This is a genomic window from Lysobacter enzymogenes, from assembly GCF_023617245.1.
GTDB classification, from domain to species: domain Bacteria; phylum Pseudomonadota; class Gammaproteobacteria; order Xanthomonadales; family Xanthomonadaceae; genus Lysobacter; species Lysobacter yananisis.
The window spans coordinates 1,337,937-1,362,759 of sequence record NZ_CP067396.1; the positions used below are offsets into that span (position 1 = coordinate 1,337,937).

The window sequence follows — 24,823 nt, forward strand, 5'->3', positions numbered from 1 at the left end:
GGGCATCATCCGGTTCTTGCGCCGATTGCCCGTTCTTTCACCGACGCGTACAAGGACCGACGCCGCGATGAGCATCAACCCCGTGCACCTGGACCTGCTGCGCCACGGCGATACCGGCCACCGCAGCTATCGCGGCCAGCTCGACGACAGCCTGCTGGAACTGGGCTGGCGGCAGATGCGCGACGCCGTGCTCGGGCGCGAATGGGACGCCATCGTCAGCTCGCCGCTGCAGCGCTGCGCCGCGTTCGCGCAGGAACTGGCGCAGGCGCGCGGCCTGCCGTGGGCGCTGGAGCTGCGCCTGCGCGAGTACCATTTCGGCGATTGGCAGGGTCGTCCGGTCGACGCCATCGCCGCGCAGGAAGGCGAGGCGCTGGCGCGGTTCTGGGCCGATCCGGTGGCGTATCCGCCGCCCGGCGCGGAGCGCTTCGACGACTTCGCCGCGCGCCTGACCGCGGCCATGGACGAGATCGCCCAACGCCACGGCGGCCGCCGCGTGCTGGTGGTGACCCACGGCGGCGCGATCCGCCTGCTGCGCTGCATCGCCGCCGGCCGCCGCTACACCGACCTGCTCAACATCGACGTCGCCCACGCCTCGCTGCATGCGGTCAGTTGGCCGCCCAAGCCCGCGCGCGACGGCGCGGCGGCGCGCGCGCAGGCCGATCCGGTCGACGGGTGATGCGCGCCGCGCTGGCCGCGATCGGTTTCCTGACCCGGATTCCGGTGCCCGCGCGGGTGTTCGCCGATGCCGACGCGCAGCGTCGCGCGCTGGCCTGGTATCCGTTGGCCGGCGCGCTGATCGGCCTGCTGCTGTGCGCGCTGGCGTGGAGCTTGCAGACGCGGCCGCCGCTGTTGTCGGCGGCCTTGCTGCTGATCGCCTGGACCGCGCTGACCGGCGCGCTGCACCTGGACGGGCTGGCCGACACGGCCGACGCCTGGGTCGGCGGCCTGCGCGCCGATCCGCAGCAAAGCCGCGCGCGCACCCTGGACATCATGAAAGACCCGCGCAGCGGTCCGCTGGCGGTGACGGCGGTGGCCTTGCTGCTGTTGCTGAAGTTCGCCGCGCTGGCGAGCCTGCCGGCGCCGGCCTGGGCCGCGCTGCTGCTGGCGCCGCTGCTGGCGCGCGCGGCGCTGACCTTGGCCTTCCTGACCACCCCGTACGTGCGCAGCGGCGGCCTCGGCCAGGCCTTGGCCGGCGCGCCGCGCGCGGGCTGCATCGCCGCGTTGATCGTCAGCGCCGCGGCCTGCGCGTTGGCCGGCTGGCGCGGCGCGCTGGCGTTGGCGGCGGCGCTGCTGGTGTTCGCGCTGTGGCGGCGCGCCTGCCTGCGCCGGCTGCAGGGCATGACCGGCGATACCTGCGGCGCCCTGGCCGAGCTGACCGAGGCGGCGGTGCTGGCGGCGCTGGCGCTGTCGTACTGATTCTCCGGCCGGAGTCGGCCAGAGCAGGCGAGAACCGGCGAAAGCGCAAGATAGGAACCGCCGCGCGCCGTCACGGCTGCAATGCTGGCCGCCATCCCACCGCCGAGTGCGAGGAGCAAGACCATGCCTCCCGTCAAGGATTCGCCCGCCGCCGCATCCGTGGCCGATACGCCGGCCGTCGCCGCGCCGGCTGCGCACGCGATCGAAGCGCATGCCGCCCCGGCGCCTGTCGTCGCCGCGGCGCCGGAGTCCGGCCGCACCGCCGCCGCGTCCGCGCGCGCCGCGCTCAAGCCCGGCACCCGCGACGCCCACCACCGCCGCATCCAGCGCGCGGTGGCGCTGATCGAGCAAGCCATCGCCGCCGGCGAGGAGCCGCCGGAACTGGGCCGGTTGGCCGAAGCGGCGGCGTTCTCGCCGTTCCACTTCCACCGCGTCTATCGCGCCATGACCGGCGAGACCACCGGCCAGACCGTGGCCCGGTTGCGCCTGCTGCAAGGCCTGCGCGTGCTCGCCGACGGCGGACGCAGCGTCACCGACGCCGCGCTCGCGGTCGGCTACCAGACCCCGCAGGCCTTCACCCGCGCGCTGCGCCAGGGCGTCGGCGGCACCCCGAGCGAACTGCGCGCCGAGCCCGAACGGCTATGGCGCGAGATCGACCGCCTGGCCCAGCCGCCCGCGCCGGAACACGGCGAGGCCGCGCCGCTGCGGGTGGAAGTGGTCAGCGTGGAGCCGTTCCAGGTCGCCGCGTTGCGGGTGACCGGCGCTTACCCCGAACAGAACCAGGGCTACGGCCGGCTGTTCGGCTGGGCCGCGCAGAACGGCCTGCTGGACTCGCTGCGCGGCCTCTACGGCGTGCCCTTGGACGACCGCCGCGACGTCCCGCCGCAGGCTTGCGCCTTCGACTGCATGCTGGCCTTGGGCGCGCCGTTCGGCGCCGACGCCGGCGAGGGCATCCGCCTGCAGGTCCTGGGCGGCGGACGCTACGCGCGCGTCCGCTTGGTCGGCGCCTTCGACGGGCTCGAAGCGCTGACCGACGCCCTGCTCGCGCGCTGGTTGCCCGAGAGCGGCGAATCGCTGCGCGACGCCCCGCTGTTCCACGAATACCTGGACGACCCGGACGAAACCCCGGAAGCGGTGCTGCGCACCGATATCTACCTGCCGCTGGTCTGACCGGCGCGGCCGAATCGATCCCGCGAAACGCATCCGCGCGAAAATCATGGCGCGGCGGATGCCTCCGCTTCGACGCCATTGCGGCCGCCCCCCTGTAGGAGCGGCGCAAGCCGCGACCGCGCCAATGCGAACGCCGTCGGACCGATCCGGAGCCGTGAACGTCGCCCGCTCGGGAAGCATGGCGCCGGCGATTGAGTTGTCGTGGTCGCGGCTCGCGCCGCTCCTACAGTCGCTGCGCCGCGGCTTCGGTTGCCCCCTGTAGGAGCGGCGCGAGCCGCGACCGCGCCAATGCGAACGCCGTCGGACCGATCAGGAGCCGTGAACGTCGCCCGCCCGGGAAGCATGGCGCCGGTGCTTGCGTTGCCGCGGTCGCGGCTCGCGCCGCTGCTACAGGAACCAACCGATCAGGCGCCGGCGGCTTCCAGGCGCGCTTCCAGTTCGGCGACCTTCGCTTCCAGCGCGGCGATGCGTTCGCCCAAGGCCGACTGCGCGGCCGGGCTCGCCAACGCCGGGTCGGCGCCGGACGCGGCGGCGGTCCATTGCGGTTCGCCGCACAGCAGGTGGCCGTAGCGGTCTTCGCGCTGGCCGGACTGGCGGCCGAGCAGTTTGACCAGCGGCGGCTGGTGTTGGGCCAGCCGTTCCAGCGCATATTGCACGTCGCCGGCCGCGTCGAACTTGGCCATGCGGTCGCTGCGGCTCAGCAGTTCGTTGACGGTCTGCGGGCCGCGCAGCATCAGCAGGGCCAGCAGCACGGTCTGCGGTCGGGTCGCGTCGAGCGCGGTGCCGGCGCGGTGGCTGTAGCGTTCGGCGCGCGGGGAATGGTGCGATTTGACCCAGCCGCGCGGCTCCAGCTGGCGCAGCGCATGCGCCACCTCGCCCTGTTCCAGATTGGTGACCGGATCGCGCGAGGTCTTCTGGTTGCAGGCGACCACGATCGCGTTGAGGGTCAGCGGGTACACGTCCGGCGTGGTCGCTTCCTTCTCGATCAGCACCGCGACCACGCGCGCCTCGGTCGGGGTGAGTTGCGCCTCGACGGCGGCGGCTGGGGTGTCATCGGCGGCGGACGGATCGATATCGCTCATGGCTGCGGTTCGCGGGCGGCGTGGAAGGAGGCGGCGCAAGCGTATCGCGCCGCGGGCCGCCACGGACATCGCAGTCCGCGGCGGCGGGCGGACAGGCGCGGGCCGTCCGGGCTTAGAACGGCCGAGACCAGGACGGCCGAGGCCAGGCCGTCCGAGACCAGGCCGGCGCCCTCACGCCAGCGCCGTCGACGGCGGCAGGTGGCGCTCGCCGCGGTACACCGGCGCGGCCAGGACCATCTCGGCCAGGCTGTGCGCCAGCTCGCGCTCGGCCATCACCGCGCCGTCGGCGCCGTGCTCGATCAGGTGCTTGACCTCGTTGTCGCTGTGGGCGCGGGCGACGATGCTCAGCCCGGGGTTGATCTCGCGCAGCTTGGCGATGATCTCGCCGGCCTCCAGCGCCTGCGGGATCGCCAGCATCGCCGTGGTCGCGCGCTCGGGCACCGCTTCGCGCAGCACCCGCGGGTCGACCGCGTTGCCCAGGATCGCCGGCAACCCGGCCGCGCGCGCCTTGGCGATCAGGCTTTCCTCGCCGTCGATGACCACCATCGGCACCTTCTGCTCGCCCAGCAGGCGCGCCAGCTCGCTGCCGACGCGGCCGTAGCCGATCAGGATCACGTGGTTGTCGATGTCGGCCGGCACCGGCGGCGCATCCTCGCCGCGGGCTTCCTGCGCCGCCGCGGCTTCGCGCGCGTTCTTGCGGTCGAGCCAGGCGAACAGCAGCGGGTTGACCACGATCGACAACAAAGCGCCGGCCAGGATCAGGTCGTGGCCTTCCTTCGGCAGGATCTCCAGGTCCATGCCGAGGCCGGCGAGGATGAAGGAGAACTCGCCGATCTGGGCCAGGCTGGCCGAGATCATCAGCGCGGTCGAGCTCGGCTTGCCGAACGCGCGCACCAGGGCGTAGGCCGCGACCGACTTGCCGATCACGATGATGGCGAACACCGCCAGCACTTCCAGCGGCTCCTGGATCAGGATCTGCGGATCGAACAGCATGCCGACGGAAACGAAGAACAGCACCGCGAACGCCTCGCGCAGCGGCAGGGTCTCGTTGGCGGCCTGATGGCTGAACTCGGATTCGTTGAGCATCATGCCGGCGAAGAACGCGCCCAGCGCGAACGACACGCCGAACAGCGTGGCCGAACCGAACGCCACGCCCAGCGCGATCGCCAGCACGCACAGGGTGAACAGCTCGCGCGAGCCGGTGCCGGCGACGCGTTCGAGGATCCACGGGATCACCCGGCGGCCGACGATCAGCATGAAGGCGACGAAGGCGCCGACCTTGGCCAGGGTCACGAACAACTGGCTCCAGATCTGGCTGGCGTCGCCGGCCTCGCCCTTGAGCAGGCCGGCCAGCGCCGGCAGCAGCACCAGGGCCAGCACCATCGCCAGGTCTTCGACGATCAGCCAGCCGACGGCGATGCGGCCCTTGGCGGTTTCCACCAGGCGCCGTTCTTCCAATGCGCGCAACAGCACCACGGTACTGGCCACCGACAGCGCCAGACCGAACACCAGGCCGGCGCCGTGCGACCAGCCCAGGTAATACGCCATGCCCCAGCCCAGGGCCGTGGCGACCGCGATCTGCAATACCGCGCCCGGTAGCGCGATGGCCTTCACCTCCAGCAAGTCGCCGAGGGAAAAGTGCAGGCCGACGCCGAACATCAGCAGGATGACGCCGATTTCCGCGAGCTGCGGCGCGAGCGTCTGGTCGCCGACGAAGCCGGGCGTGAAGGGGCCGGCGATGACGCCGGCGATGAGGTAGCCCACCAGCGGCGACAGCCGCAGGCGTTGAGCGATCATTCCGAAGATGAAGGCCAGGACGAAGCCGGCTACCAGGATCGCGATCAGGGACGTGTGGTGCATCGGCTCTCCTGTGGTCTGGTCCTTGCAAGAATGTGCGCTGAACCGGTCAGATGCAAGGTTTTCCGGTGCGATTCATGCTCGCAAACGATTGTTTCTGCGAGATTTTTCCCCGAGTGCACCGCGTGCGGACGAGAGCAGGACGCACCTGCCCGGGCCCGCGCGGCAAGGCCTGCAGCCGAGTGGGGACAGCGGGTTTTATGCCTGCGCGCCGGTCGCTCCGGCGTGATGCGCGAGGATGAACCGGGATTCATCCCCGCGTCGTCGCGACGGCGGCGGTGGGCGGATTTGCGCGGGAGGCGGCCGGGAATGCGCGGGCGGACGGGTCGCGCCCGCGCGTTGGCCGGGGTCTGAGACCGCGCGATTCGCAACTGGTTCCCGCACCGTCGATAGCACGAGCGTTCGCGTTTTCCGCCGTAGCCACTGTAGGAGCGACGCAAGTCGCGACCACGCCAGCCCAACCGCGACGAACGCAGCCCCGAGCGGAACACCGCACACCGCAACTCACATCGCCGCGCTGGCCCGTATCGAAGCCACCGCGCGACATCGCCCGCGCATGCGCGCTTAACGGAACGTGGACCCACGCCCGCTAGCATCGCCCGCAACCTGACGCATGCCCCCAACGCGGGCGAGGAGCGCGCGATGCGCCACCTGACCACGCAGATCGACGGCACCGACATCTTCTACCGCGAAGCCGGCCCCGCCGACGCGCCGGTGCTGCTGCTGCCGCACGGCTATCCCTGTTCCTCGTTCCAGTACCGCAACCTCATGCCCGCGCTGGGCGACCGTTGGCGCACGCTCGCGCCCGACTTCCCCGGGTTCGGCTACAGCGGCACGCCCGATCCGCGGAAGTTCGGCTACGACTTCGATGCGTACGCCGATTTCCTCGCCAAGTTCGCCGACCGCCTGCGACTGCATCGCTACGCGCTGTGGCTGCACGACTACGGCTCGCAGATCGGCCTGCGCCACGCGATCGCGCATCCGCAGCGCATCGCCGCGCTGATCGTGCAGAACGGCGACATCTACGAAGACGCGCTGGGCCCCAAGTACGCGACGATCAAGAGGTACTGGGCCGACCGCTCGCCGCACAATCGCGCGCCGCTGGAGGAAGCGGTCAGCGAACAGGGTTTTCGCGACGAGTTCGTCGGCGAGGTGAGCGAGGAAGTCGCGTCGCGCGTCGCGCCGGACCTGTGGAAATTGCATTGGCCGCTGATGGACACGCCGGTGCGGCGCGCGGCGATGGTCGGCTTGATGGACAAACTGGAAGCGAACCTCGACTGGTTCCCGCGCTATCAGCGCTACCTGCGCGAGCATCGCCCGCCGGGGCTGATCGTCTGGGGGCCGCGGGACGGCTACATGCCGGCCGCCGCGGCGCGCGCGTACCTGCGCGACCTGCCCGACGCCGAGCTGCACCTGCTCGACGGCGCCGGCCACTGGCTGCTGGAAACCCATTTCGACCAGGCGCTGCCGCGGGTTCGCGAGTTCCTGCAACGCGCGCACGGGTGACGTCCGCGGCGCCGGGGGCATAAAAAAGCCCCGCCGGACGCGGGGCTCGGAGTCGGCCATCGGCCGCGGCGAACGCGTTACTGCGCGCTGCGGCGCGCCTGCGGCCGGCGATCCGCGAGGTCGCGCGCCTGCGGCAACGGATTTTCGACGATCGCCGGCGACGCCGACAGGCGCGCCGCGCGCGGATTGTTGCAGAAGGTCTCTTCGCACAACTGCCGCGATTCTTCGCAGGCCTGTTCCTTCTCCGGCGTGTCGGCGCGGCTCATGCAGCGGACGAACAGCCAGGGACAATCGTTGCAGGCCGCGAACGCGCTGGAGATCGGCAGCAACGCGGAAATGGCGGTGACGGTGGCGAGCAGTACGGGGGTCAGCAAGCGAGACTTGAACATGACGGTCCTTCCCATGGTCGCGCCGAGTCGTTCGGCCCGCCGAAGGTAGCACCGGGGTCGCGTGGGTTTTGGGCGCGTCGCACAAAACCGGGCCGAAAGCCGCCGCGCCGCCGATCCCGTCGGCGACGCGGCGCTGGTTTCACAACGCCCGGGAGGCGGCGCGCACCGCCTCCCGCGCCGTCACCACTTGTACCCGACCTTGGCGTACGCGAACGCGCCGTTGAACCCGAACGGCGCGTAGCTGGTGTACGGCAACTGCCCGCTCTCGCTGTTGGCGTAGATCGCCTCGTCCGGGTACTCGTTGAGCACGTTGTCGCCGCCGACGGTGAACTCCCAGCCGTCCACCGCATAGGTCGCGGCGAGGTCGAGCGTCCACTTCGCGGCGAAGGTCTGGTCGCGGATGCCGCTGGGGTCGTCGTTGAAGGTGTGGAACTCGCCGTAGCGGGTGGCGGTGGCGTCGAAGCGCCAGCCGTCGCGCTTCCAGCTGCCGCCGAGGAAGAACTTGTCGCGCGGCGCGCCCTGGGTGATGCGGCCTCGCTCGACCCGGCCGATGCGCTGCAGGTTCAGGCCGCCGGCGGTCAGCTGCGGCGGGTTCGGCGCGATCCGCTCCAGCGTGGTCTTGTTGCGGTTGTAGCCGGCGGTGAGGTCGAGCGCGCCGCCGGCCAGTTCGAAGCTGTAGCTGCCGACGATGTCGAGGCCGCGGGTGCGCGTGTCCACCGCGTTGGTGAAATAACGCCCGCCGTTGATGCCGGGGTGGCCGCGCGCTTCCAGGAAGCTCGCAACCGCCGGGCCGCGCAGGTTCTCCGAGAGGATGATGCGGTCGTCGATGTCGACCTGGTACGCGTCGACGGTGATGTACAGGCCCTCGGCCGGCTGCAGCACCAGGCCCAGGCCGAGGTTGGTCGATTCCTCGGCCTTGAGCGGTTCGGCGCCGAGCGCGACCGCGGCCGGGTCGTCGACGGCGAAGGTGCGCACCTGGAACGGGTTGGGATCGCCGAGCACGATCACGGTCTGGGTGGACTGGTAGAACTGCTGCTGCAGCGACGGCGCACGAAAACCGGTCGAGACGGTGCCGCGCAGCGCGACCTTGTCGGTGAAGGCGTAGCGCGCCGACAGCTTGCCCGAGGTGGTTTCGCCGAAATCGCTGTAGCGCTCGTAGCGCGCCGCGGCGCCGAGCGAGAGCTTGTCGGTCACGTCGGTTTCCAGATCCGCATAGAACGAGTAGCTGTGGCGGTCGCGGCGGCTGGCGTCGGCCGGGGTGAAGCCGGGGAACACCTGCGCGCCGGGCGCGCCGGGCTCGGGGCCGGCGATGTAGGAGGCCGGCTCGCCCGCGCCCTGGTCGAATTTCTCGCCGCGCCATTCCGCGCCGAACGCCACCGTCAGCGGGTACTTCAGCCAGCCTACGTCGAAGGCTTTGTCGAAGTCGGCGTTGAGCACGTTCTGGGTGGTTTCCAGGGTGCCGATGTAGAAGCTGCGCGGCGAGGCGGCGCCGAGGGTGCGGTTGAGGCTGTGGCGCACGTCGAAGTCGAGCTGGTTCTGGCCGTAGTTGTAGCTCAGGTCGAGGTTCCAGCCGCCGGCGGTTTGCCCGCGCAGGCCGAGGACGAAGGCGCGGTCCTGGCTGAGGTTGTCGATCTGCGGCAGGAAGCCGTCGGGATAGACCGAGAGGATGTTGTTCGGATTGCCCGGCGCGCGGTAGTAGCCGTTGGAGATCGCGCGGCGGCGGCTGGCGGTGCCGAAGGAATAGAACTCCACGCCCTCGGCCGCCTGGTAGCGCGCGTTGTAGGCGAACGCGGCCTGGTCGATTTCCGGATCGCCGTAGCGGTGGACCACGCGGCCCTTGGGATTGCTGGTCGGCGTGACCGGGCCGAGGTAGGGACGGGCGCGGTTGGTGTTGTCGCTGTGGCCACCCTGCGCGGCCAGGTGCAGCGCGCCGTTGTCGCCGAGCTTGAAGCCGGCGTCGCCGGACAGCTGGTACTGCTCGCCGTCGCCGGCGCTGTATTGGCCGTAGCGCGCGGCGACCGAGCCGCCTTCGCCGGCGCCCTTGAGCACGATGTTGACCACGCCGGCGATGGCGTCGGAGCCGTATTGCGCGGACGCGCCGTCGCGCAGCACTTCGACGCGTTCGATCGCGGCGATCGGGATCGCGTTGAGGTCGACCGGCGAGGAGCCGCGGCCGATGCTGTCGTTGAGGTTGATCAGCGCGGTGGTGTGGCGGCGCTTGCCGTTGACCAGCACCAGCACCTGGTCCGGGGCGAGGCCGCGCAGCTGCGCCGGGCGCACCGCGTCGGTAGCGTCGGTGATCGAGGGGCGCGGGAAGTTCAGCGAGGGTAGGGCGCGGGCCAGCGCGGTCGCCAGTTCGACCGTGCCGGTGGCCTCCAGGGTCTGCGGGGTGATGATGTCGATCGGCGCGGTGGATTCGGCCACGGTGCGGTCGGACACGCGCGTGCCGGTGACGATCAGGGTGTCGAGGTTGGTCGGGTTGGCGCGTTCGGCCTCGGCCGGGGCGTCGGCGGCGGCCACGGGAGCGGCGAGGGCGAGCAGGACGGCGCTGCTGAGCAGGGACAGGCGGCGGTGCATGAAGACTCCGGGCGATGCGAACGGGGAACGTCGGGCCGAGCGAACCCGCGCGGCCGGCCCGGTGGGGCGGTTTGCCGCGAAAGGCGATCTCGTTGACGCGTGGGGGCGGTCTGAGGCCGGCGTCTGGATTATTCGATGCCGGCCCGGCGCGCGGCCGAACCGATCCTCATGAGCAAATGCCGATCAGTCATGCGACCATATCGGCATGATTTCCTTCCGTGATTTCGCCCTTCGGCGCGGCGAACGCCTGCTCCTGTCCAATGTCGACCTGGCCCTGCACGCGGGCTGGCGGGTCGGCGTCATCGGCCGCAACGGCACCGGCAAGTCCTCGCTGTTCGCGGCGATCCAGGGCGAAGTCGAGGCCGACCGCGGCGACATCGACGTGCCCAACCGGGTGCGCATCGCCAGCGTCGCCCAGGAAACCCCGGCGCTGCCCGATCCGGCGCTGGACTTCGTCCTGTCCGGCGACACCGAAGTGCACAAGGCGGTGATCGCCGAGCGCGAAGCGGTCGAGCGCGAGGACTGGGAGGCGGTGGCCGAGGCGCACCACCGGCTTGAGGAGATCGGCGGCTACGACGCCACCGCGCGCGCCGGCAAGCTGTTGCACGGCCTGGGATTCAGCCCCGACACCCACGAGCGCGCGGTCAAGGAATTCTCCGGCGGCTGGCGCGTGCGCCTGAACCTGGCGCGGGCGCTGATGATGCCGTCCGACCTGCTGCTGCTCGACGAACCGACCAACCACCTCGACCTCGACGCGGTGCTGTGGCTGGAGCAGTGGCTGCTGAAGTACCCCGGCACCCTGCTGATGATCTCGCACGACCGCGAGTTCCTCGACGGCGTCAGCACCCATACCCTGCACCTGCACGAAGGCAAGGCCAAGCTCTACGTCGGCGACTACACCGCGTTCGAGCGCCAGCGCGCCGAGCACCTGCGCCAGCAGCAGATCGCGTTCGAGAAGGAACAGGTCGAGCGCGCCCACCTGCAAAGCTTCATCGACCGGTTCAAGGCCAAGGCCAGCAAGGCCAAGCAGGCGCAGAGCCGGATGAAGCGGCTGGCCAAGCTGGCCGGCACCGAGGCGGTGCGCGCCGAGCGCTCGCTGCGCATCGACTTCCCCGAGCCGGCCAAGCTGCCGCACGCGCTGCTGCGCCTGGTCGAGGCCGATTGCGGCTACGGAACGCACCAGGTGCTCGGCAACGCCAGCTTCATCATGGAAGCCGGCGACCGGGTGGCCCTGCTGGGTCCCAACGGCGCCGGCAAGTCGACCCTGGTGAAGACCCTGGTCGGCGAAATCCCGCTGCTGGCCGGCGAGCGCAGCGGCCATCCGGACCTGCGCATCGGCTACTTCGCCCAGCACACGGTCGAATCGCTGCAGGAAGGGCGCAGCCCGATCGACCACCTCGGCGACCTCGCTCCGGGCGTGGCGACGCAGCAGCTGCGCGACTTCCTCGGCAAGTGGAATTTCCCCGGCGACCGCGCGTTCGAATCGGTCGACGGCTTCTCCGGCGGCGAGCGCGCGCGCCTGGCGCTGGCGCTGATCGCCTGGCGCAAGCCCAACGTGCTGCTGCTCGACGAACCGACCAACCACCTCGACCTGGACATGCGCGAAGCGCTGGCCGAGGCGCTGAGCGACTTCGACGGCGCGATCGTGCTGGTCTCGCACGACCGCCACCTGATCGGCCTGGTCTGCGACACCTTCGTGCGCGTCGCCGACGGCGTCGCCCAGCCGTTCGACGGCGACCTCGACGCGTACGCGGTGTGGCTGCGCACGCGCGAAGACAGCGGCGAGGGCAAGAAGGCCAAGGCCGCGCCGGCCGCTGCCGCTGCCGCGGCTGCGGCTGCGGCCGCGCCGGCGCCGGGCAAGCCGGGCAAGAAGGTCAACCCGGTCAAGCTGGCCGAGGCCGAGAAGCGCGTGGCCGAGCTGGAATCGAAGCTGCACACCCTCGACATGGACCTCGCCGACCCGACCAAGTACGCCGGCGGCGGCGACAACGCCAGCGAACTGGCGCGCCAGCGCGAGGCGATGGCGGCGGAGCTGGAGAAGGCCGAGGCGGCGTGGATGGCGTTGTACGACGGGGCTTGAGGCAGCGGTTCGACGGTTGCGATTCGGAGCCGGGTTCCGAACCGCCCGAGCTTGCGCCGCCGATGCGCTTGGGGGCGGCCAGTCCGATACCCCCCGACCCGCACGCCACTTAACCCGTACGCCCTCATAACCCGTGCACCCTCATAGCCCGTGCACCCCCATAACCCGTGCACCCCCATAACCCGTGCACCCCCATAACCCGTATGCCCTCATAACGCGTACACCCTCATAACCCGTCATTCCGGCGAAAGCCGGAACCCATTTTGATTTTGCTTCTGGCATTCGCGAACGCACTCCCGTTCGCGCGAAGGCTCACGCAACGGCAAAGTCAAAATGGGTTCCGGCTTTCGCCGGAATGACGGGGGTGAGGTATTCGTCGCGCCCGCCGCGCCCGGCGTACCCGTCGCACCGACGAACACGCGCAACGCCTGCATCGCGCCGCCCCGGCTTGTCGCCCTCTCCACACCCGACCCCCTATCGTCCCGCCCTGATTTCGCACCAGGGGGCCGCATGAGCCGCGAACTGATCTATCTGCTGCTGATCTTCGGCCTGCTGGTCGTCCCGCGCGCGCTGCAGCGCTACAAGATCCCGGCTCCGCTGACCTGCCTGCTGTTCGGCATCGTCGCGATGCTGGCCTGGGGCGACAAGTCGCACGACACCGTGGTGGCGATGCTGGCCACGCTCGGCATCTCCTCGTTGTTCCTGTTCGCCGGCCTGGAAGTGGAGCTCAGCGCGCTGCGCAAGGGGCTGTGGCCGCTGATCGCGCACCTGGTGATCCGCACCGCGACGTTGTTCGGCGTGGGCTGGCTGGCCTGGCGCTATGCCGGCATGAGCTGGCAGGCCGCGGGGTTGCTGGCGCTGGCGCTGCTGACGCCGTCGACCGGTTTCATCCTCGACAGCCTGGCCCGGCTGGGGCTGGACGAGGAGGAGCGGTTCTGGGTCACCAGCAAGGCCATCGCCGGCGAACTGCTGGCGCTGGTGGCGTTGTTCGTGGTGCTGCAGGCCGGCGATCCGATGCGCATGGCGCTGTCCTCGACCGCGTTGATCGCGATGCTGATCGGGCTGCCGCTGGTGTTCGTCGCGCTCGGCCGCTGGGTCGCGCCGCACGCGCCGGGCTCGGAGTTCTCGCTGCTGGTGATGGTCGGCATGATCGCCGCGTTCGCCACCGCCAAGCTCGGCGTCTACTACCTGGTCGGCGCCTTCGTCGCCGGCCTGATCGCGCGCCTGCTGCGCGAGCGCATGCCGCGCCTGGCCTCGCACGAGAACCTGCACGCGGTGCGGCTGTTCGCCTCGTTCTTCGTCCCGTTCTACTTCTTCAACGCCGGCACCAAGGTGCCCAGCGGCGCGCTGAGCTTCGAGGCGCTGGGGCTGGGCCTGCTGCTGACGGCGGTGGTGCTGCCGCTGCGGGTCGGGGTGATCTGGCTGCAGCGGCGCGCGCTGTTCGGCGAGAAGCACGGCGCCAGCCTGCGGGTGTCGGTGGCGCTGGCGCCGACCCTGATCTTCACCCTGGTGCTGGCGGCGATCCTGCGCGACCGCTTCGCCCTGCCGGACGCCTGGTTCGGCGCGCTGCTGCTGTACGCGACCCTGACCACGATCCTGCCGTCGCTGGTGTTCCGCACCCCGTTCGACGTGGACCCGGCCGAGGACCATGGCCCGGTGCATCCGGACGACGCCGGCGACCGCCGCCGGCGCGCCGCGGCGGCGGGCAACGCGGCGGCCGAGCCGGAACCGACCGCTGTCCCCGCGGCCGCTGTGGCGCCCGCGGCCACGGGCCCGGCGACCGCCACCCGGGCCGATCCGCACCCGCCGGGCGGCTGACCCGCCGGCGCTGCGGGCGTTTCGGGCGGCCGGGACGCCCGCGCGCTTGCATCGGCGGCCGCGAGCCCCAAACTAGCCAGCCTGAGTCGGCTTCCCCACGTTTCCCGCCATGCCCATCTACGCGTTCCAGTGCAATGCCTGCGGCCATACCTTCGACCGTCTGCAGAAGCTCTCCGATCCCGATCCGACCGTGTGCCCCGAATGCGGTGCCGAGCAGGTCGGGCGCCAGCTGACCGCGCCGCAGTTCCGCCTGGCCGGCGGCGGCTGGTACGAGACCGATTTCAAGAAGGACGGCGACAAGAAGCGCAACCTCGCCGGCGAGGGCAGCAGCGGCGGCGCGGCGGACAAGCCGGCCGAAAAGACCGAGAAGAAGGCCGATCCGGCGCCAGCGGCGGCCGCACCGGCCCCGGCGAGCAAGCCCGCGGCGGGCGGCGGCTGACCGGGCCCGGACGATAGCCAAAGGGCGCCGAAAGGCGCCCTTCGTCGTTGTGGGAGGGCCTTCAGGCCCGACGCTTTCCGGCCCGATCGTGCCGATCCGGTCGAAACGCGTCGGGCCCGAAGGCCCTCCCGCAATCGCTTGCGCGCCTCTCGCATTGAGCCAATCGCCGCGGCGCCTGGACTAGAATGTGCGGTCCCGGCCCCCGGCCGGCGAGGCGCTCGCAGCCCGGCTCCGCCGCGGCCCCCGCGAGCCGCTTGCGGCAAACCCCCACGATCCAACGATCGGCCCGGCCGATCGATCAATCCGGAGCTTCCATGCGTACCCACTTCTGCGGCCTCGTCGACGAGGCGCTGATCGGCCAGACCGTCACCCTGTGCGGCTGGGTCAACACCAACCGTGTCCAGAGCCACGTGGTGTTCACCGATCTGCGCGATCACGAGGGCGTGGTCCAGATCGTGGTCGATTCCGACATGGGCGAGCTGTTCAAGACCGCCGGCGATCTGAGCGTGGAAAGCTGCGTGCGCGTGACCGGCAGCGTGCGCGCGCGCGGCGCGGCCAACGACAAGATCCGCAGCGGCAAGGTCGAAGTGCTGGCCGAGCGGATCGAAGTGCTCAACAAGGCCGAGCCGCTGCCGTTCCACGCTCACGAGAACGCCGGCGAGGAAACCCGCCTGACCTACCGCTACCTGGACCTGCGCCGTCCGGAGATGCAGAAGATGATGCGCACCCGCATCCGCCTGGTGCAGTCGCTGCGCCGCTGGCTGGACGAGCGCGGCTTCCAGGACATCGAGACCCCGATCCTGACCAAGGCCACGCCCGAGGGCGCGCGCGACTTCCTGGTCCCGGCGCGCATGCACCCGGGCGAGTTCTACGCGCTGCCGCAGTCGCCGCAGCTGTTCAAGCAGATCCTGATGGTGGCCGGCTTCGACCGCTATTACCAAATCGCGCGCTGCTTCCGCGACGAAGCGCTGCGCGCCGACCGCCAGCTCGAATTCACCCAGCTCGACATGGAGTTCGCCTGGGTGTCCGAGCGCGATGTGCAGGACACCGTCGAAGGCATGATCCGCGAAGTGTTCAAGGACACCATCGGCGTCGAGCTCGACGCGCAGTTCCCGCGCATGACCTACGCCGAAGCCATGCGCCGCTACGGCTCGGACAAGCCCGACCTGCGCATCGGGCTGGAATTCGCCGACATCGCCGAACTGGTCAAGAGCTGCGAGTTCAAGGTCTTCACCGATTGGGCCAACCACGCCGACGGCCGTGTGATCGCGCTGCGCGCGCCGGGCGCGGCCGGCTGGTCGCGCAAGCAGATCGACGAGGCCGGCGCGCACGCGGCCAAGCACGGCGCCAAGGGCCTGGCGTGGATGAAGATCGAGGACGCGTCCAAGGGCCGCGAAGGCATCAATTCGCCGATCGCCAAGTTCTTCGACGACGCCACCCTGGCCGCGATCGTCGAGGCCGCCGGCGCGCAAACCGGCGACGCGATCTTCTTCGGCGCCGCCGACTACAAGACCGCCAGCGACTTCATGGGCGCGCTGCGCCTGAAGCTCGGCAAGGATCTCGGCCTGGTCGGCGAAGGCTGGAAGCCGCTGTGGGTCACCGACTTCCCGATGTTCGAGTGGGACGAGGAAGCGCAGCGCTACGTCGCCCTGCATCACCCCTTCACCGCGCCGGCCGTGGACGACATCGCCGACCTGCGCGCCAACGCCAAGACCGCGGTGTCGCGCGGCTACGACATGGTGCTCAACGGCAACGAGATCGGCGGCGGTTCGATCCGCATCCACCGTCCGCAGATGCAGTCGGCGGTGTTCGACCTGCTCGGCATCGGCGCGGAAGAGGCCGAAGCCAAGTTCGGCTTCCTGCTCGACGCGCTCAAGTACGGCGCGCCGCCGCACGGCGGCATCGCCTTCGGCATCGACCGCATCGCCGCGCTGATGGCCGGTACCGAATCGATCCGCGACGTCATCGCCTTCCCCAAGACCACCACCGCGCAGTGCCTGATGACCGGCGCGCCGTCGCCGATCCCGGACGCGCAGCTGGCCGAAGTGCACGTGATGGTGCGGCCGAAGGATCCGGCCTGATCCACCCGCGGCGGTCCGCTGCGAACGCCGGGCCGCTGCTTCAGTTGTCGTGGGAGGGGCTTCAGCCCCGATGCTTTCCGATCCGGTCGTGACGATCTGACCGAAAAGCATCGGGGCTGAAGCCCCTTCCACATTCGGAATCCGCCGCAACCTCGCCCGAACGCCCGCCATGTCAGCGAACTTCCGCATCCGCCGCGCCGCGCCGGCCGACACCGCCGCCCTGGCCGACATTTCCGCCCGCAGCTTCGTCGAGACCTTCGGCGATTCCTATCCGCCCGACGACCTGTCGCGCTTTCTCGCCGGGACCTATTCGCACGACGCCATCGGCGCCTTGCTGGCCGATCCGCGCTACGGCGCGTGGCTGCTGGAGCGCGACGGCGTCGCGGTCGGCCACGCGCTGGCCGGCGAGTGCGGCCTGCCGCACGCCGAAGTCGCGCCCGGCGACGGCGAGCTCAAGCGCCTGTACGTGCTGGGCGAGGCGCAGAACGGCGGCTGGGGCGGGCGGCTGTTCGAAACCGCGCTGGCCTGGCTGGAGCGCGACGGCCCGCGCACGCTGTGGATCGGGGTCTGGTCGGAGAACTACGGCGCGCAGCGTTTCTACGCGCGCCACGGCTTCGAGAAGGTGGGGCATTACGAGTTCGTCGTCGGCGCGACCCGCGACCACGAGTTCATCCTGCGCCGCGGCGCCGCGCCGCGATAACCGCATGGGCTGCCCGTAGGAGCGGCGCAAGCCGCGACCGCGCCGATACGAACGCCGCCGTCACCGTCGTGGTCCCCGGACGTTGCCCGCCCGGGAATGCCCGCGCCGACGCATGCGGTTTCGCGGTCGCGGCTCGCGCCGCTGCCACGGCAAGGCGGCGCAGCCGCGCGGACGCGCGGCTACGCCGACGCCGCATCACTTCGCGTCGAGCAAGACGTTCAACGTGGTCGCATCGAGCACGCCGCGCTTCTGTCCGAGCTTGAGCAGCATCGATTCCAGGTCGCCGGCCGCGGCCGACACCCGCGTCGCCGCGGTCGCCGACTTGAACTCGGTGGCGGCGGCCGTGTCCACGCTCAGGCTGCGGCCTTTGACCGTGACCGCCTGCGGCCGGGCCTTCGCGGCCGAACCGCCGACGTGTTCGATCAGGATGCCGTTGTAGCCCAGCACCGGTTCGGCCGCCGCGCCCGCGCGCGCCGGCGCGGACATGGCATCGCCGAGGCGGCTTTCGATCGCGCGCAGCTGGGACGGATCGGTCACCGTCAGCTCCGGATTCGGCCGGCCCGAATACACCAGGTAGGTGATGCGCAGCCCCGGCGCGTCGGCGGCCTGGGCGAACAGCGGCGCGGCCAGCAAGGCCGCGGCGAACAGGGTGGCGAAAGAACGCGTGCGCATGATTCCTCCTTGACCGCGGGCGATGGACGCGGGGACGGACTCAGTTGATCTGCTCATGGCCGCTCCCCTCGATGCTGTCCGACCAGACCCGGTAGAACCCGCAGAAATCCGAGTACGGCCCGCGGTTGGCGGTGCGCGGATCGCCGATCTCGTTGCCGGAATTGTCGCGGTTGGTGGCCGCGGTCTGGCCGGGCTTGTGGGTCCACTTGCCGTTGGCGTCGCGGCGGTACCAGTGATAGTCGTAACCCGGCGCCACCACCAGCGCGGCGATGTTCTTGTAGCTGGCGGCGTTGATCGCGGTGTCGGCGACCGGCTCCAGGCCGTCGCGCTCGGCCGCGGCGCGCACCGCCGCGCAGCTCAGCGAACTGTATTGCGCGCTGGCGGCGCGGCCGGGCTGGGCGAAGGTGTTGGTGGCGCGGCCGTTGGCGTAGTTGTAGCAATTGTTGTAGCGCTGGCGGGTGCCGCCGTCGTTCCAGTAGGTCGGCTGATAGTTGGTGCGGCCGGGGAACATGATGTCGCCCAGGCCGCCGCTGGCGTCGGCCGGCAGCGCGCGGTTGTAGACCAGCACTTCGTCGGCGCGGTCGTTGAAGCGGTACGAAGGCGAGCTGATGTGCCCGCCGATCATGAACGGCCGGGTGGTGTTGTCGAGGTTGCCGGCCATCGGCGTCGGCTGGCCGGTGGCGCGGCGTCCGTCGACGTAGAACGAGATCGTGTACGGCGCGCTGCTGCGGTTGACCACCGCGGCGATGTGGTGCCAGCGGTTCGCCGCGAGGCTCACGCTGCCATCGGAGACGTAGTTGCCCCACGTGCTGCCGTCGTTGAGCTGCAACAGCACGTTGCGGCCCTGGTCGATGCCGAACGAATAGCCGCGGCCGCTGCCGTCGCCGCGGTTCTCGATCAGGGTCTTGACCCCCGACGAGCCCGGCGCGGCCAGCCGCACCCACGCGGCGACGGTGAAGCTGCCGGTGCCGACGTTGAGGTTGGCCGAGTTCGGCACTTCGATGTACTTGCCGCCGCTGAGGTCGGCGGCGCTGCCGAGCCAGCCCCAGGACGAGGCCGCGCCGCCGATCACGCTGCCGTTGCGGCCGTAGCCGCTGGTGTCGGGGGCGCTGGTGCCGGACAGGTCCAGGTGCCATTCGCCGACGAGGCCGTTGCTGACCCGCGGCGGGGCCGCCTGCGCGGCCAGCATCGGCGCGAGCGCCACTGCCAGCGCCAGGAACCACGAGGATCGATTCATAACCGCTCCATGGTGCGCGCCCACGCCGGGCGCCGCGCGAATCTAGAGGGGCGCCCGCGCGCACGAACGTGATAGCGCACGCGGATCGGCCGCGGTCCGCGCCGCGGTTACATGATGTTTCGCGCTTATGTGCGCCGCGGCCGCTGCGAAACGCGACGCGGGCCGCGTCGGTTCAGCCGGCCCAGGGCAGCGCCTGTACGGCCTGGCGCAGCGGGCCGGGCCAGCGCAGCGCGGCGGCGGCCGGGGCCGGCGCCGCCGGCGCGACGGGCTGGGTGCAGCGGCAGTCGATCCGGCGCGGCGAGACCCAGCGCGCCGGCGACCACTGCATCAACTGTGGGTAGCTGCGCTCCAGCCGGGCGCCGGCGCGGTCGAGGAACATGTGCACCGGGTGCAGCGGTCCGGGATGGCCGGGCTGCGCGCAGGACACCGGCGCCACCGTGTACATCGCCACCGCCGCGAGCAGCGCCGAGGCGAGCACGTTGGCGATGGGCAGGGCGGGGGAGCGCGGGGCCATGCGGGGTACCGTCGGCGGCGGGTGGCGCGCATCCTGCGATGCGGGCGCCGTGCAATATTTGCACGGTGTCACAGTATGAGTGCCAGCCTGTTTCACATTTGTCTTTCGATGACATCCATCGCATTTTCATGACGGATATCGCATCGACAGGGCTTGACTGCCCTGGCAGGGCGGCTCGCCCGGCTGCCCGGGGCGGGGCTGGGTCGAGACGCGGGCCTGGTTGGGCCGCATCGAACCGTGAAGCCGGTACGGCTTGGCTGAACGATTGTAACCGCGCTGCCCGCGCGACTTCCGTGACAGCCTGGCTTCGCGCTACCGCCGCCCACCCGCAGCTGAGCGCCCGCCCGCCGCCCGCGCCGGCCCCCCTTGGCCCCCGCCGGCGCCGACCCGATAGTGACCGGGTCCCCGCTGACCGCCGCAGGCCATGGCCCGAACGCCGAATCTCCGCAGGATCGTGATGTTGCACGGCATCTGGATGCCCGGCGTGTCGATGGCCTGGCTCGGCGCGCGCCTGGCCGCGGCCGGCTTCCAGCCCGAGACCTTCGCTTATGCCGGCGCCGCCGCCGGCCCGGACGCGGTCGTGCCCAAGCTGGTCGAGAGCCTGCGTCGCGCGCCCGCGCACGTGCTCGCCCACAGCCTGGGCGGCCTGATGACCCTGCGCGCCCTGCAACAGCACCCCGACCTGCCGGTGCGCCGGGTGGTGTGCCTGGGCTCGCCGCTGCTCGGCAGCTCCGCCGCCGACGGCCTGTCGCGCCACGCCTGGAGCGCGCCGATGCTCGGCCGCGCCGCCGCGCTGCTGCTGGAGGGCTGCCCGCCGTGGCAGGGCCAGGCCCAGGTCGGCCTGATCGCCGGCCGCACCCCGCATGGGCTGGGGCGCTGGTTCGGCCGTTTCGACGGCGACAGCGACGGCACCGTCGCGGTCGCCGAGACCCGCCTGGCGGGGCTGGCCGCGCACGCGGTCATCCCGGCCAGCCACAGCGGCCTGCTGTTCTCGGCGCAGGCCGCGCGCATGACCGAGGCCTTCTTCCGTCGCGGCCGCTTCGGCGACTGAGCGGCCGGCCCGGCGCCCGGGCGTTCGCCGCCGCCCGGCGGAACGCGTTTTCGAGTCCGCGACCAGGACCGATCGGGTAAAATCGCCCGCTTTCCAAACACAAGCCGGTAACGCCATGGGTAGAGGTCCGTCGATCGAAGCACGCAAGAACGCCGAAGACGCGCGTCGCGGCAAGATCTTCACCAAGATCATCCGCGAGATCTCCGTGGCCGCGCGCCGCGGCGGCGGCGATCCCAACGGCAATCCGGCGCTGCGCACCGCGGTCGACAAGGGCCTGTCGGCGAACATGTCCAAGGACGTGATCGAGCGCGCGATCAAGAAGGCCACCGGCGCGCTGGAAGGCGTGGAATACGAGGAAGTGCGCTACGAGGGCTACGCCCCCGGCGGCGTGGCGGTGATCGTCGACTGCCTGACCGACAACAAGGTCCGCACCGTGGCCGACGTGCGCCACGCCTTCAGCAAGTTCGGCGGCAACCTCGGCACCGACGGCTCGGTGTCCTTCATGTTCGCCAAGCGCGGCGTGCTGTGGTTCGAGGCCGGTTCGGACGAAGAGAAGATCACCGAGGTCGCCATCGACGCCGGCGCCGACGACGTGATCGTCTATCCCGACGACGGCTCGATCGACGTGCTGACCGCGCCCGACGCCTTCGCCGCGGTCAAGGCGGCGATGGAAGCGGCCGGCCTCGCGCCCGGCCAGGCCGAAGTGACCTTCCGCGCCGACAACACCAGCGCCGTGGACGGCGAGACCGCCCAGCAGGTGGTCAAGCTGCTCAACTGGCTGGAAGACATGGACGACGTGCAGAACGTCTATTCCAACGCCGACCTCGGCGAGGACGCGTATGCGTAGCCGCGGCGCCCAGGGCCGCGGCCGCGCCGAGCGCGCGACCGCCCCGGGCACCGCGCTGCGCCAGCGCTAGCCGATGGCGACTTCCACAACCCGCAGCCCCACCGCGGCCAGCGTGCGCATCCTGGGCATCGATCCCGGCTCGCAGCGCACCGGCCTGGGCGTGATCGACGTCGCCGCCGACGGCCGCTGCACCTACGTGGCCGCGCGCGCGCTCAAGCTGCTCGACGCCGAGGACTTCCCTTCGCGCCTGGGCCTGCTGTGCGAGGGCCTGGAAGCGGCGCTGGACGAGTTCGCGCCGACCCAGGTCGCGATCGAGACGGTGTTCATGGACAAGTCCGCGACTTCCGCGCTCAAGCTCGGCCACGCCCGCGGCGCCGCCCTGGCCACGGTGGTGCGCCGGCGCATCCCGATCAGCGAGTACCCGCCGCGGGTCATCAAGCAGTCGCTGGTCGGCCGCGGCGCCGCCGACAAGCAGCAGGTCCAGCACATGGTGCGGCTGTTGCTGAACCTGCCCGAAGTGAAGCTGCAGGCCGACGCCGCCGACGCGCTTGCGGTCGCGCTGACCCATGCCCATATGAGCGCCACGGCCCAGCGCACCGGCATCGCCACCCACCAGCTGCGCAGGCGCGGCGCCTGAGATGGCCGCCGTCCGGGTCGTTGCCGCGTCGTGCGCGGCGCGCGGGGTAGGGACCCGCGCGCGCGACCGCGTTGTCCTTCGTAGCCGTCCGCGCGTTTCTTCCTCTTTCTCCCTTGTTTCGCCGCGCGCCGGTCATGGCGCGCGGCACGGTCTTTTCGGAGTCGCATCGTGATCGGTCGCCTCAAAGGCATCCTGGCGCACAAGCAGCCGCCGTGGCTGGTGGTCGACGTGCATGGCGTGGGCTACGAGCTCGAAGCGCCGATGAGCACGTTCTACGACCTGCCCGACGTCGGCCGCGAGGTCGCCTTGTTCACCCATTACGCGCAGAAGGAAGACAGCGTGTCGCTGTACGGCTTCCTGCGCGAGAGCGAGCGCCGGCTGTTCCGCGACGTGCAGAAGGTCAGCGGGATCGGCGCCAAGATCGCGCTGGCGGTGCTTTCGGGCGTGTCGGTGGACGAGTTCGCGCGCCAGGTCCAGGCCGGCGACGTCACCGCGCTGACCCGCATCCCCGGCATCGGCAAGAAAACCGCCGAGCGCATGGTGGTGGAACTGCGCGACCGCGCCGCCGACCTCATCGGCGCCGGCGCGACCCTGCCCAGCGGCGGCCTGCCGGCCGATCCGCAGAGCGAAGCCGTGATCGCCCTGCAGCAACTGGGCTACAAGCCGGCCGAAGCCGCGCGCATGGCCCGCGAGGCCACCGCCGCCGGCGACGATGCCGCCGCCATCATCCGCAAGGCGCTACAGTCCGCGCTGCGTTGAGCCCACGGCGGACACCGCCCGGAATCTGACGACAATGTCTTCTACCGTTCCCTCTTCCGACAAGCACGCCAAGCACGCTCACGGCCACGACGGCGCGAACGGACACGGCTCAGGCCATCACGGGCCCAAACAGGGGCTTCCCGGGCTGGTCGTCGGCGCGATTGGCGTCGTCTTCGGCGACATCGGCACCAGTCCGCTGTACACGCTGAAGGAAGCGTTCTCGCCGCACTTCCACCTCACCAGCAACCACGACACGGTGCTCGGCATCCTGTCGCTGGTGTTCTGGGCGCTGATGATCGTGGTGACGGTCAAGTACGTCACCATCATCATGCGCGCCGACAACGACGGCGAAGGCGGGATCATGGCGCTGATGACCCTGGCCCAGCGCACGCTGGCCAAGGGCGGGCGCTCGGCGTACGTGGTCGGCATCCTCGGCATCTTCGGCGCCTCGCTGTTCTTCGGCGACAGCGTCATCACTCCGGCGATCTCGGTGCTCGGCGCGGTCGAGGGCCTGGAGGTCGCCGCGCCCGGCCTGCACCGCTTCATCGTGCCGATCACCGTCTTGATCCTGGTGATGGTGTTCCTGGCCCAGCGCTTCGGCACCGAGAAGGTCGGCAAGGTGTTCGGGCCGATCACCATGATCTGGTTCGTGTCGCTCGCGGCGATCGGCGTCTACAACATCATCCAGGGTCCGGAAGTGCTCAGGGCGCTGAACCCGATGTGGGGCGTGCGCTTCTTCATCGAGCACGGCGCGCAGTCGGTGCTGATCCTGGGCGTGGTGGTGCTGGCGGTGACCGGCGGCGAGGCGCTGTACGCCGACATGGGCCACTTCGGCGCCAAGCCGATCCGCTACGCCTGGTACATCATGGTGCTGCCGAGCCTGATGCTGAACTACCTCGGCCAGGGCGCGTTCGTGCTGAACCATCCGCGCGCGGTGGTCAACCCGTTCTTCGAATCGGTGCCGTCGTGGGCGCTGTACCCGATGATCGTGCTGGCGACGATGGCCGCGGTGATCGCCTCCCAAGCGGTCATCACCGGCGCGTACTCGGTGTCGCGCCAGGCCATGCAGCTGGGCTACATCCCGCGCATGCAGATCAAGCATACCTCGTCGAGCACCATCGGCCAGATCTACGTGCCGTACATCAACTGGATCCTGGCGATCGCGGTCATCACCGTGGTCCTGGCGTTCCGCAGTTCGACCGCGCTAGCCACCGCCTACGGCATCTCGGTGTCGGCGACGATGCTGATCGACACCCTGCTGCTGGCCCTGGTCGCGCGCGCGCTGTGGCCGCGCTGGCGCAAGTGGGTGCTGCCGCTGTGCGTGCTGTTCTTCGTGGTCGACGTCGGCTTCGTCATCGCCAACGGCGCCAAGTTCTTCGACGGCGCCTGGTTCCCGCTGGCGCTGGGCCTGATCGTGTTCACCCTGCTGCGCACCTGGCGCCGCGGCCGCGAACTGCTGCACGAGGAAGTGCGCAAGGAAGGCATCTCGCTCGACAGCTTCCTGCCGGGCCTGATGCTGGCGCCGCCGGTGCGGGTGCCGGGCACGGCGATCTTCATGACCGCCGACAAGGGCGTGGTGCCGCACGCGCTGCTGCACAACCTCAAACACAACAAGGTCCTGCACGAGCGCAACGTGTTCCTGACCGTGGAAACCCTCGGCGTGCCGTACGCGCCGAAGGAGAAGCGGCTCAAGATCGAGGCCATCGGCAACGACTTCTACCGCGTGTTGATCCGCTTCGGCTTCATGGAAGTGCCCGACGTGCCGCTGGCGCTGATGCGCTCCTGCGACGCCGGCGGCATCTACTTCGATCCGATGGACACCACGTATTTCGCCAGCCGCGAGACCGTGGTCGCCAGCCGCCACCGCGGCATGCCGATCTGGCGCGACCGTTTGTTCGCCTTCATGCACCGCAACGCAGCGCCGGCGACCGGGTTCTTCCGCATACCGGGCAACCGACTGGTCGAGTTGGGCGCGCAGGTCGAGATCTGAG

22 protein-coding genes and 1 pseudogene are annotated in these 24,823 nt (G+C 70.7%); 15 read left to right on the top strand and 8 right to left on the bottom strand.

The annotated features are described in order from the left end of the window. Nucleotides 1–67 precede the first annotated feature (67 nt). From JHW41_RS05765 to JHW41_RS05775, 3 genes are all read left to right on the top strand, one after another. Nucleotides 68–676 carry a histidine phosphatase family protein gene (locus JHW41_RS05765; RefSeq protein ID WP_250449311.1) on the top strand — a complete coding sequence of 203 codons (609 nt, stop codon included), beginning with the start codon at nt 68–70 and terminating at the stop codon, nt 674–676. Next, entirely contained in the window at nt 673–1,416 is a 744-nt protein-coding gene (locus tag JHW41_RS05770) for an adenosylcobinamide-GDP ribazoletransferase (RefSeq protein WP_250449312.1), read from the top strand. Before JHW41_RS05765 ends, JHW41_RS05770 begins: the two co-directional genes overlap by 4 nt. Before the next feature lie 123 nt (nt 1,417–1,539). Next, entirely contained in the window at nt 1,540–2,586 is a 1,047-nt protein-coding gene (locus tag JHW41_RS05775; RefSeq protein WP_250449313.1) for an AraC family transcriptional regulator, read from the top strand. 404 nt (nt 2,587–2,990) lie between these two features. Here the strand turns inward: JHW41_RS05775 and JHW41_RS05780 are convergent, their stop codons facing one another. Both JHW41_RS05780 and ybaL read right to left on the bottom strand, forming a co-directional pair. Beyond that, a complete protein-coding gene (locus tag JHW41_RS05780) occupies nt 2,991–3,668 on the bottom strand; it encodes a YceH family protein (protein ID WP_082644631.1) in 678 nt (225 codons plus the stop codon). 171 nt (nt 3,669–3,839) lie between these two features. Then, complete coding sequence (gene ybaL, locus JHW41_RS05785; protein ID WP_057948765.1) at nt 3,840–5,528, bottom strand: YbaL family putative K(+) efflux transporter; 1,689 nt, start codon at nt 5,526–5,528, stop codon at nt 3,840–3,842. A gap of 639 nt (nt 5,529–6,167) precedes the next feature. Between ybaL and JHW41_RS05790 the strand changes: the two genes are divergently transcribed. Continuing rightward, complete coding sequence (locus JHW41_RS05790; protein WP_250449314.1) at nt 6,168–7,031, top strand: alpha/beta fold hydrolase; 864 nt, start codon at nt 6,168–6,170, stop codon at nt 7,029–7,031. Nucleotides 7,032–7,108: 77 nt separating this feature from the next. Here JHW41_RS05790 and JHW41_RS05795 read toward each other — a convergent pair whose 3' ends face one another. Together JHW41_RS05795 and JHW41_RS05800 are read right to left on the bottom strand one after the other, a co-directional pair. Then, entirely contained in the window at nt 7,109–7,420 is a 312-nt protein-coding gene (locus JHW41_RS05795) for a hypothetical protein (RefSeq protein WP_250449315.1), read from the bottom strand. Between the two features lie 180 nt (nt 7,421–7,600). Continuing rightward, complete coding sequence (locus tag JHW41_RS05800) at nt 7,601–9,997, bottom strand: TonB-dependent receptor plug domain-containing protein (RefSeq protein WP_250449316.1); 2,397 nt, start codon at nt 9,995–9,997, stop codon at nt 7,601–7,603. A 205-nt stretch (nt 9,998–10,202) separates the two neighbouring features. Between JHW41_RS05800 and JHW41_RS05805 the strand changes: the two genes are divergently transcribed. From JHW41_RS05805 to aspS, 5 genes are all read left to right on the top strand, one after another. Further along, the gene (locus JHW41_RS05805) at nt 10,203–12,077 is read left to right on the top strand and encodes an ABC-F family ATP-binding cassette domain-containing protein (protein WP_250449317.1); all 1,875 of its coding nucleotides are present in this window, start codon (nt 10,203–10,205) and stop codon (nt 12,075–12,077) included. 510 nt (nt 12,078–12,587) lie between these two features. Next, entirely contained in the window at nt 12,588–13,895 is a 1,308-nt protein-coding gene (locus JHW41_RS05810; protein WP_250449318.1) for a cation:proton antiporter, read from the top strand. 109 nt (nt 13,896–14,004) lie between these two features. Beyond that, nucleotides 14,005–14,334: an FmdB family zinc ribbon protein gene (locus tag JHW41_RS05815; protein ID WP_250449319.1), complete on the top strand. Its 330-nt coding sequence runs from the start codon at nt 14,005–14,007 to the stop codon at nt 14,332–14,334. Between the two features lie 49 nt (nt 14,335–14,383). After that, complete coding sequence (locus tag JHW41_RS26455) at nt 14,384–14,518, top strand: DUF6053 domain-containing protein (RefSeq protein WP_428995462.1); 135 nt, start codon at nt 14,384–14,386, stop codon at nt 14,516–14,518. A 130-nt stretch (nt 14,519–14,648) separates the two neighbouring features. Continuing rightward, complete coding sequence (gene aspS / locus JHW41_RS05820) at nt 14,649–16,415, top strand: aspartate--tRNA ligase (RefSeq protein WP_250449320.1); 1,767 nt, start codon at nt 14,649–14,651, stop codon at nt 16,413–16,415. 78 nt (nt 16,416–16,493) lie between these two features. Here the strand turns inward: aspS and JHW41_RS26460 are convergent. Continuing rightward, a pseudogene (locus JHW41_RS26460) lies at nt 16,494–16,646 on the bottom strand (hypothetical protein); the annotation flags it as partial. Between JHW41_RS26460 and JHW41_RS05825 the strand changes: the two are divergent. Further along, nucleotides 16,585–17,115 carry a GNAT family N-acetyltransferase gene (locus JHW41_RS05825; protein ID WP_250449321.1) on the top strand — a complete coding sequence of 177 codons (531 nt, stop codon included), beginning with the start codon at nt 16,585–16,587 and terminating at the stop codon, nt 17,113–17,115. The pseudogene JHW41_RS26460 and the gene JHW41_RS05825 overlap by 62 nt on opposite strands. Nucleotides 17,116–17,310: 195 nt before the next feature. On the opposite strand, the gene JHW41_RS05830 is transcribed toward JHW41_RS05825, so the two are convergent. The 3 genes from JHW41_RS05830 to JHW41_RS05840 form a co-directional block, all read right to left on the bottom strand. Continuing rightward, nucleotides 17,311–17,787: a hypothetical protein gene (locus JHW41_RS05830; RefSeq protein WP_057948758.1), complete on the bottom strand. Its 477-nt coding sequence runs from the start codon at nt 17,785–17,787 to the stop codon at nt 17,311–17,313. Nucleotides 17,788–17,827: 40 nt separating this feature from the next. After that, complete coding sequence (locus JHW41_RS05835; protein WP_250449322.1) at nt 17,828–19,024, bottom strand: LamG domain-containing protein; 1,197 nt, start codon at nt 19,022–19,024, stop codon at nt 17,828–17,830. A gap of 172 nt (nt 19,025–19,196) precedes the next feature. Next, nucleotides 19,197–19,538, bottom strand: a complete 342-nt coding sequence (locus JHW41_RS05840) for a hypothetical protein (RefSeq protein ID WP_057948756.1) — start codon at nt 19,536–19,538, stop codon at nt 19,197–19,199. A 457-nt stretch (nt 19,539–19,995) separates the two neighbouring features. Between JHW41_RS05840 and JHW41_RS05845 the strand changes: the two genes are divergently transcribed. The 5 genes from JHW41_RS05845 to JHW41_RS05865 all read left to right on the top strand — a co-directional run bounded on the left by JHW41_RS05845 (nt 19,996) and on the right by JHW41_RS05865 (nt 24,822). Next, nucleotides 19,996–20,589 (top strand): alpha/beta hydrolase, encoded by a 594-nt coding sequence (locus JHW41_RS05845; RefSeq protein ID WP_250449323.1) that lies wholly within the window; start codon nt 19,996–19,998, stop codon nt 20,587–20,589. 115 nt (nt 20,590–20,704) lie between these two features. Then, a complete protein-coding gene (locus JHW41_RS05850) occupies nt 20,705–21,436 on the top strand; it encodes a YebC/PmpR family DNA-binding transcriptional regulator (RefSeq protein WP_057948754.1) in 732 nt (243 codons plus the stop codon). Between the two features lie 73 nt (nt 21,437–21,509). After that, a complete protein-coding gene (gene ruvC / locus JHW41_RS05855; protein ID WP_250449324.1) occupies nt 21,510–22,073 on the top strand; it encodes a crossover junction endodeoxyribonuclease RuvC in 564 nt (187 codons plus the stop codon). Between the two features lie 168 nt (nt 22,074–22,241). Then, the gene (gene ruvA / locus JHW41_RS05860) at nt 22,242–22,832 is read left to right on the top strand and encodes a Holliday junction branch migration protein RuvA (RefSeq protein WP_057948752.1); all 591 of its coding nucleotides are present in this window, start codon (nt 22,242–22,244) and stop codon (nt 22,830–22,832) included. Between the two features lie 34 nt (nt 22,833–22,866). Continuing rightward, nucleotides 22,867–24,822, top strand: coding sequence for a potassium transporter Kup (locus tag JHW41_RS05865; RefSeq protein WP_078995538.1), 1,956 nt, complete (start codon nt 22,867–22,869; stop codon nt 24,820–24,822). Nucleotide 24,823: the final 1 nt, after the last annotated feature.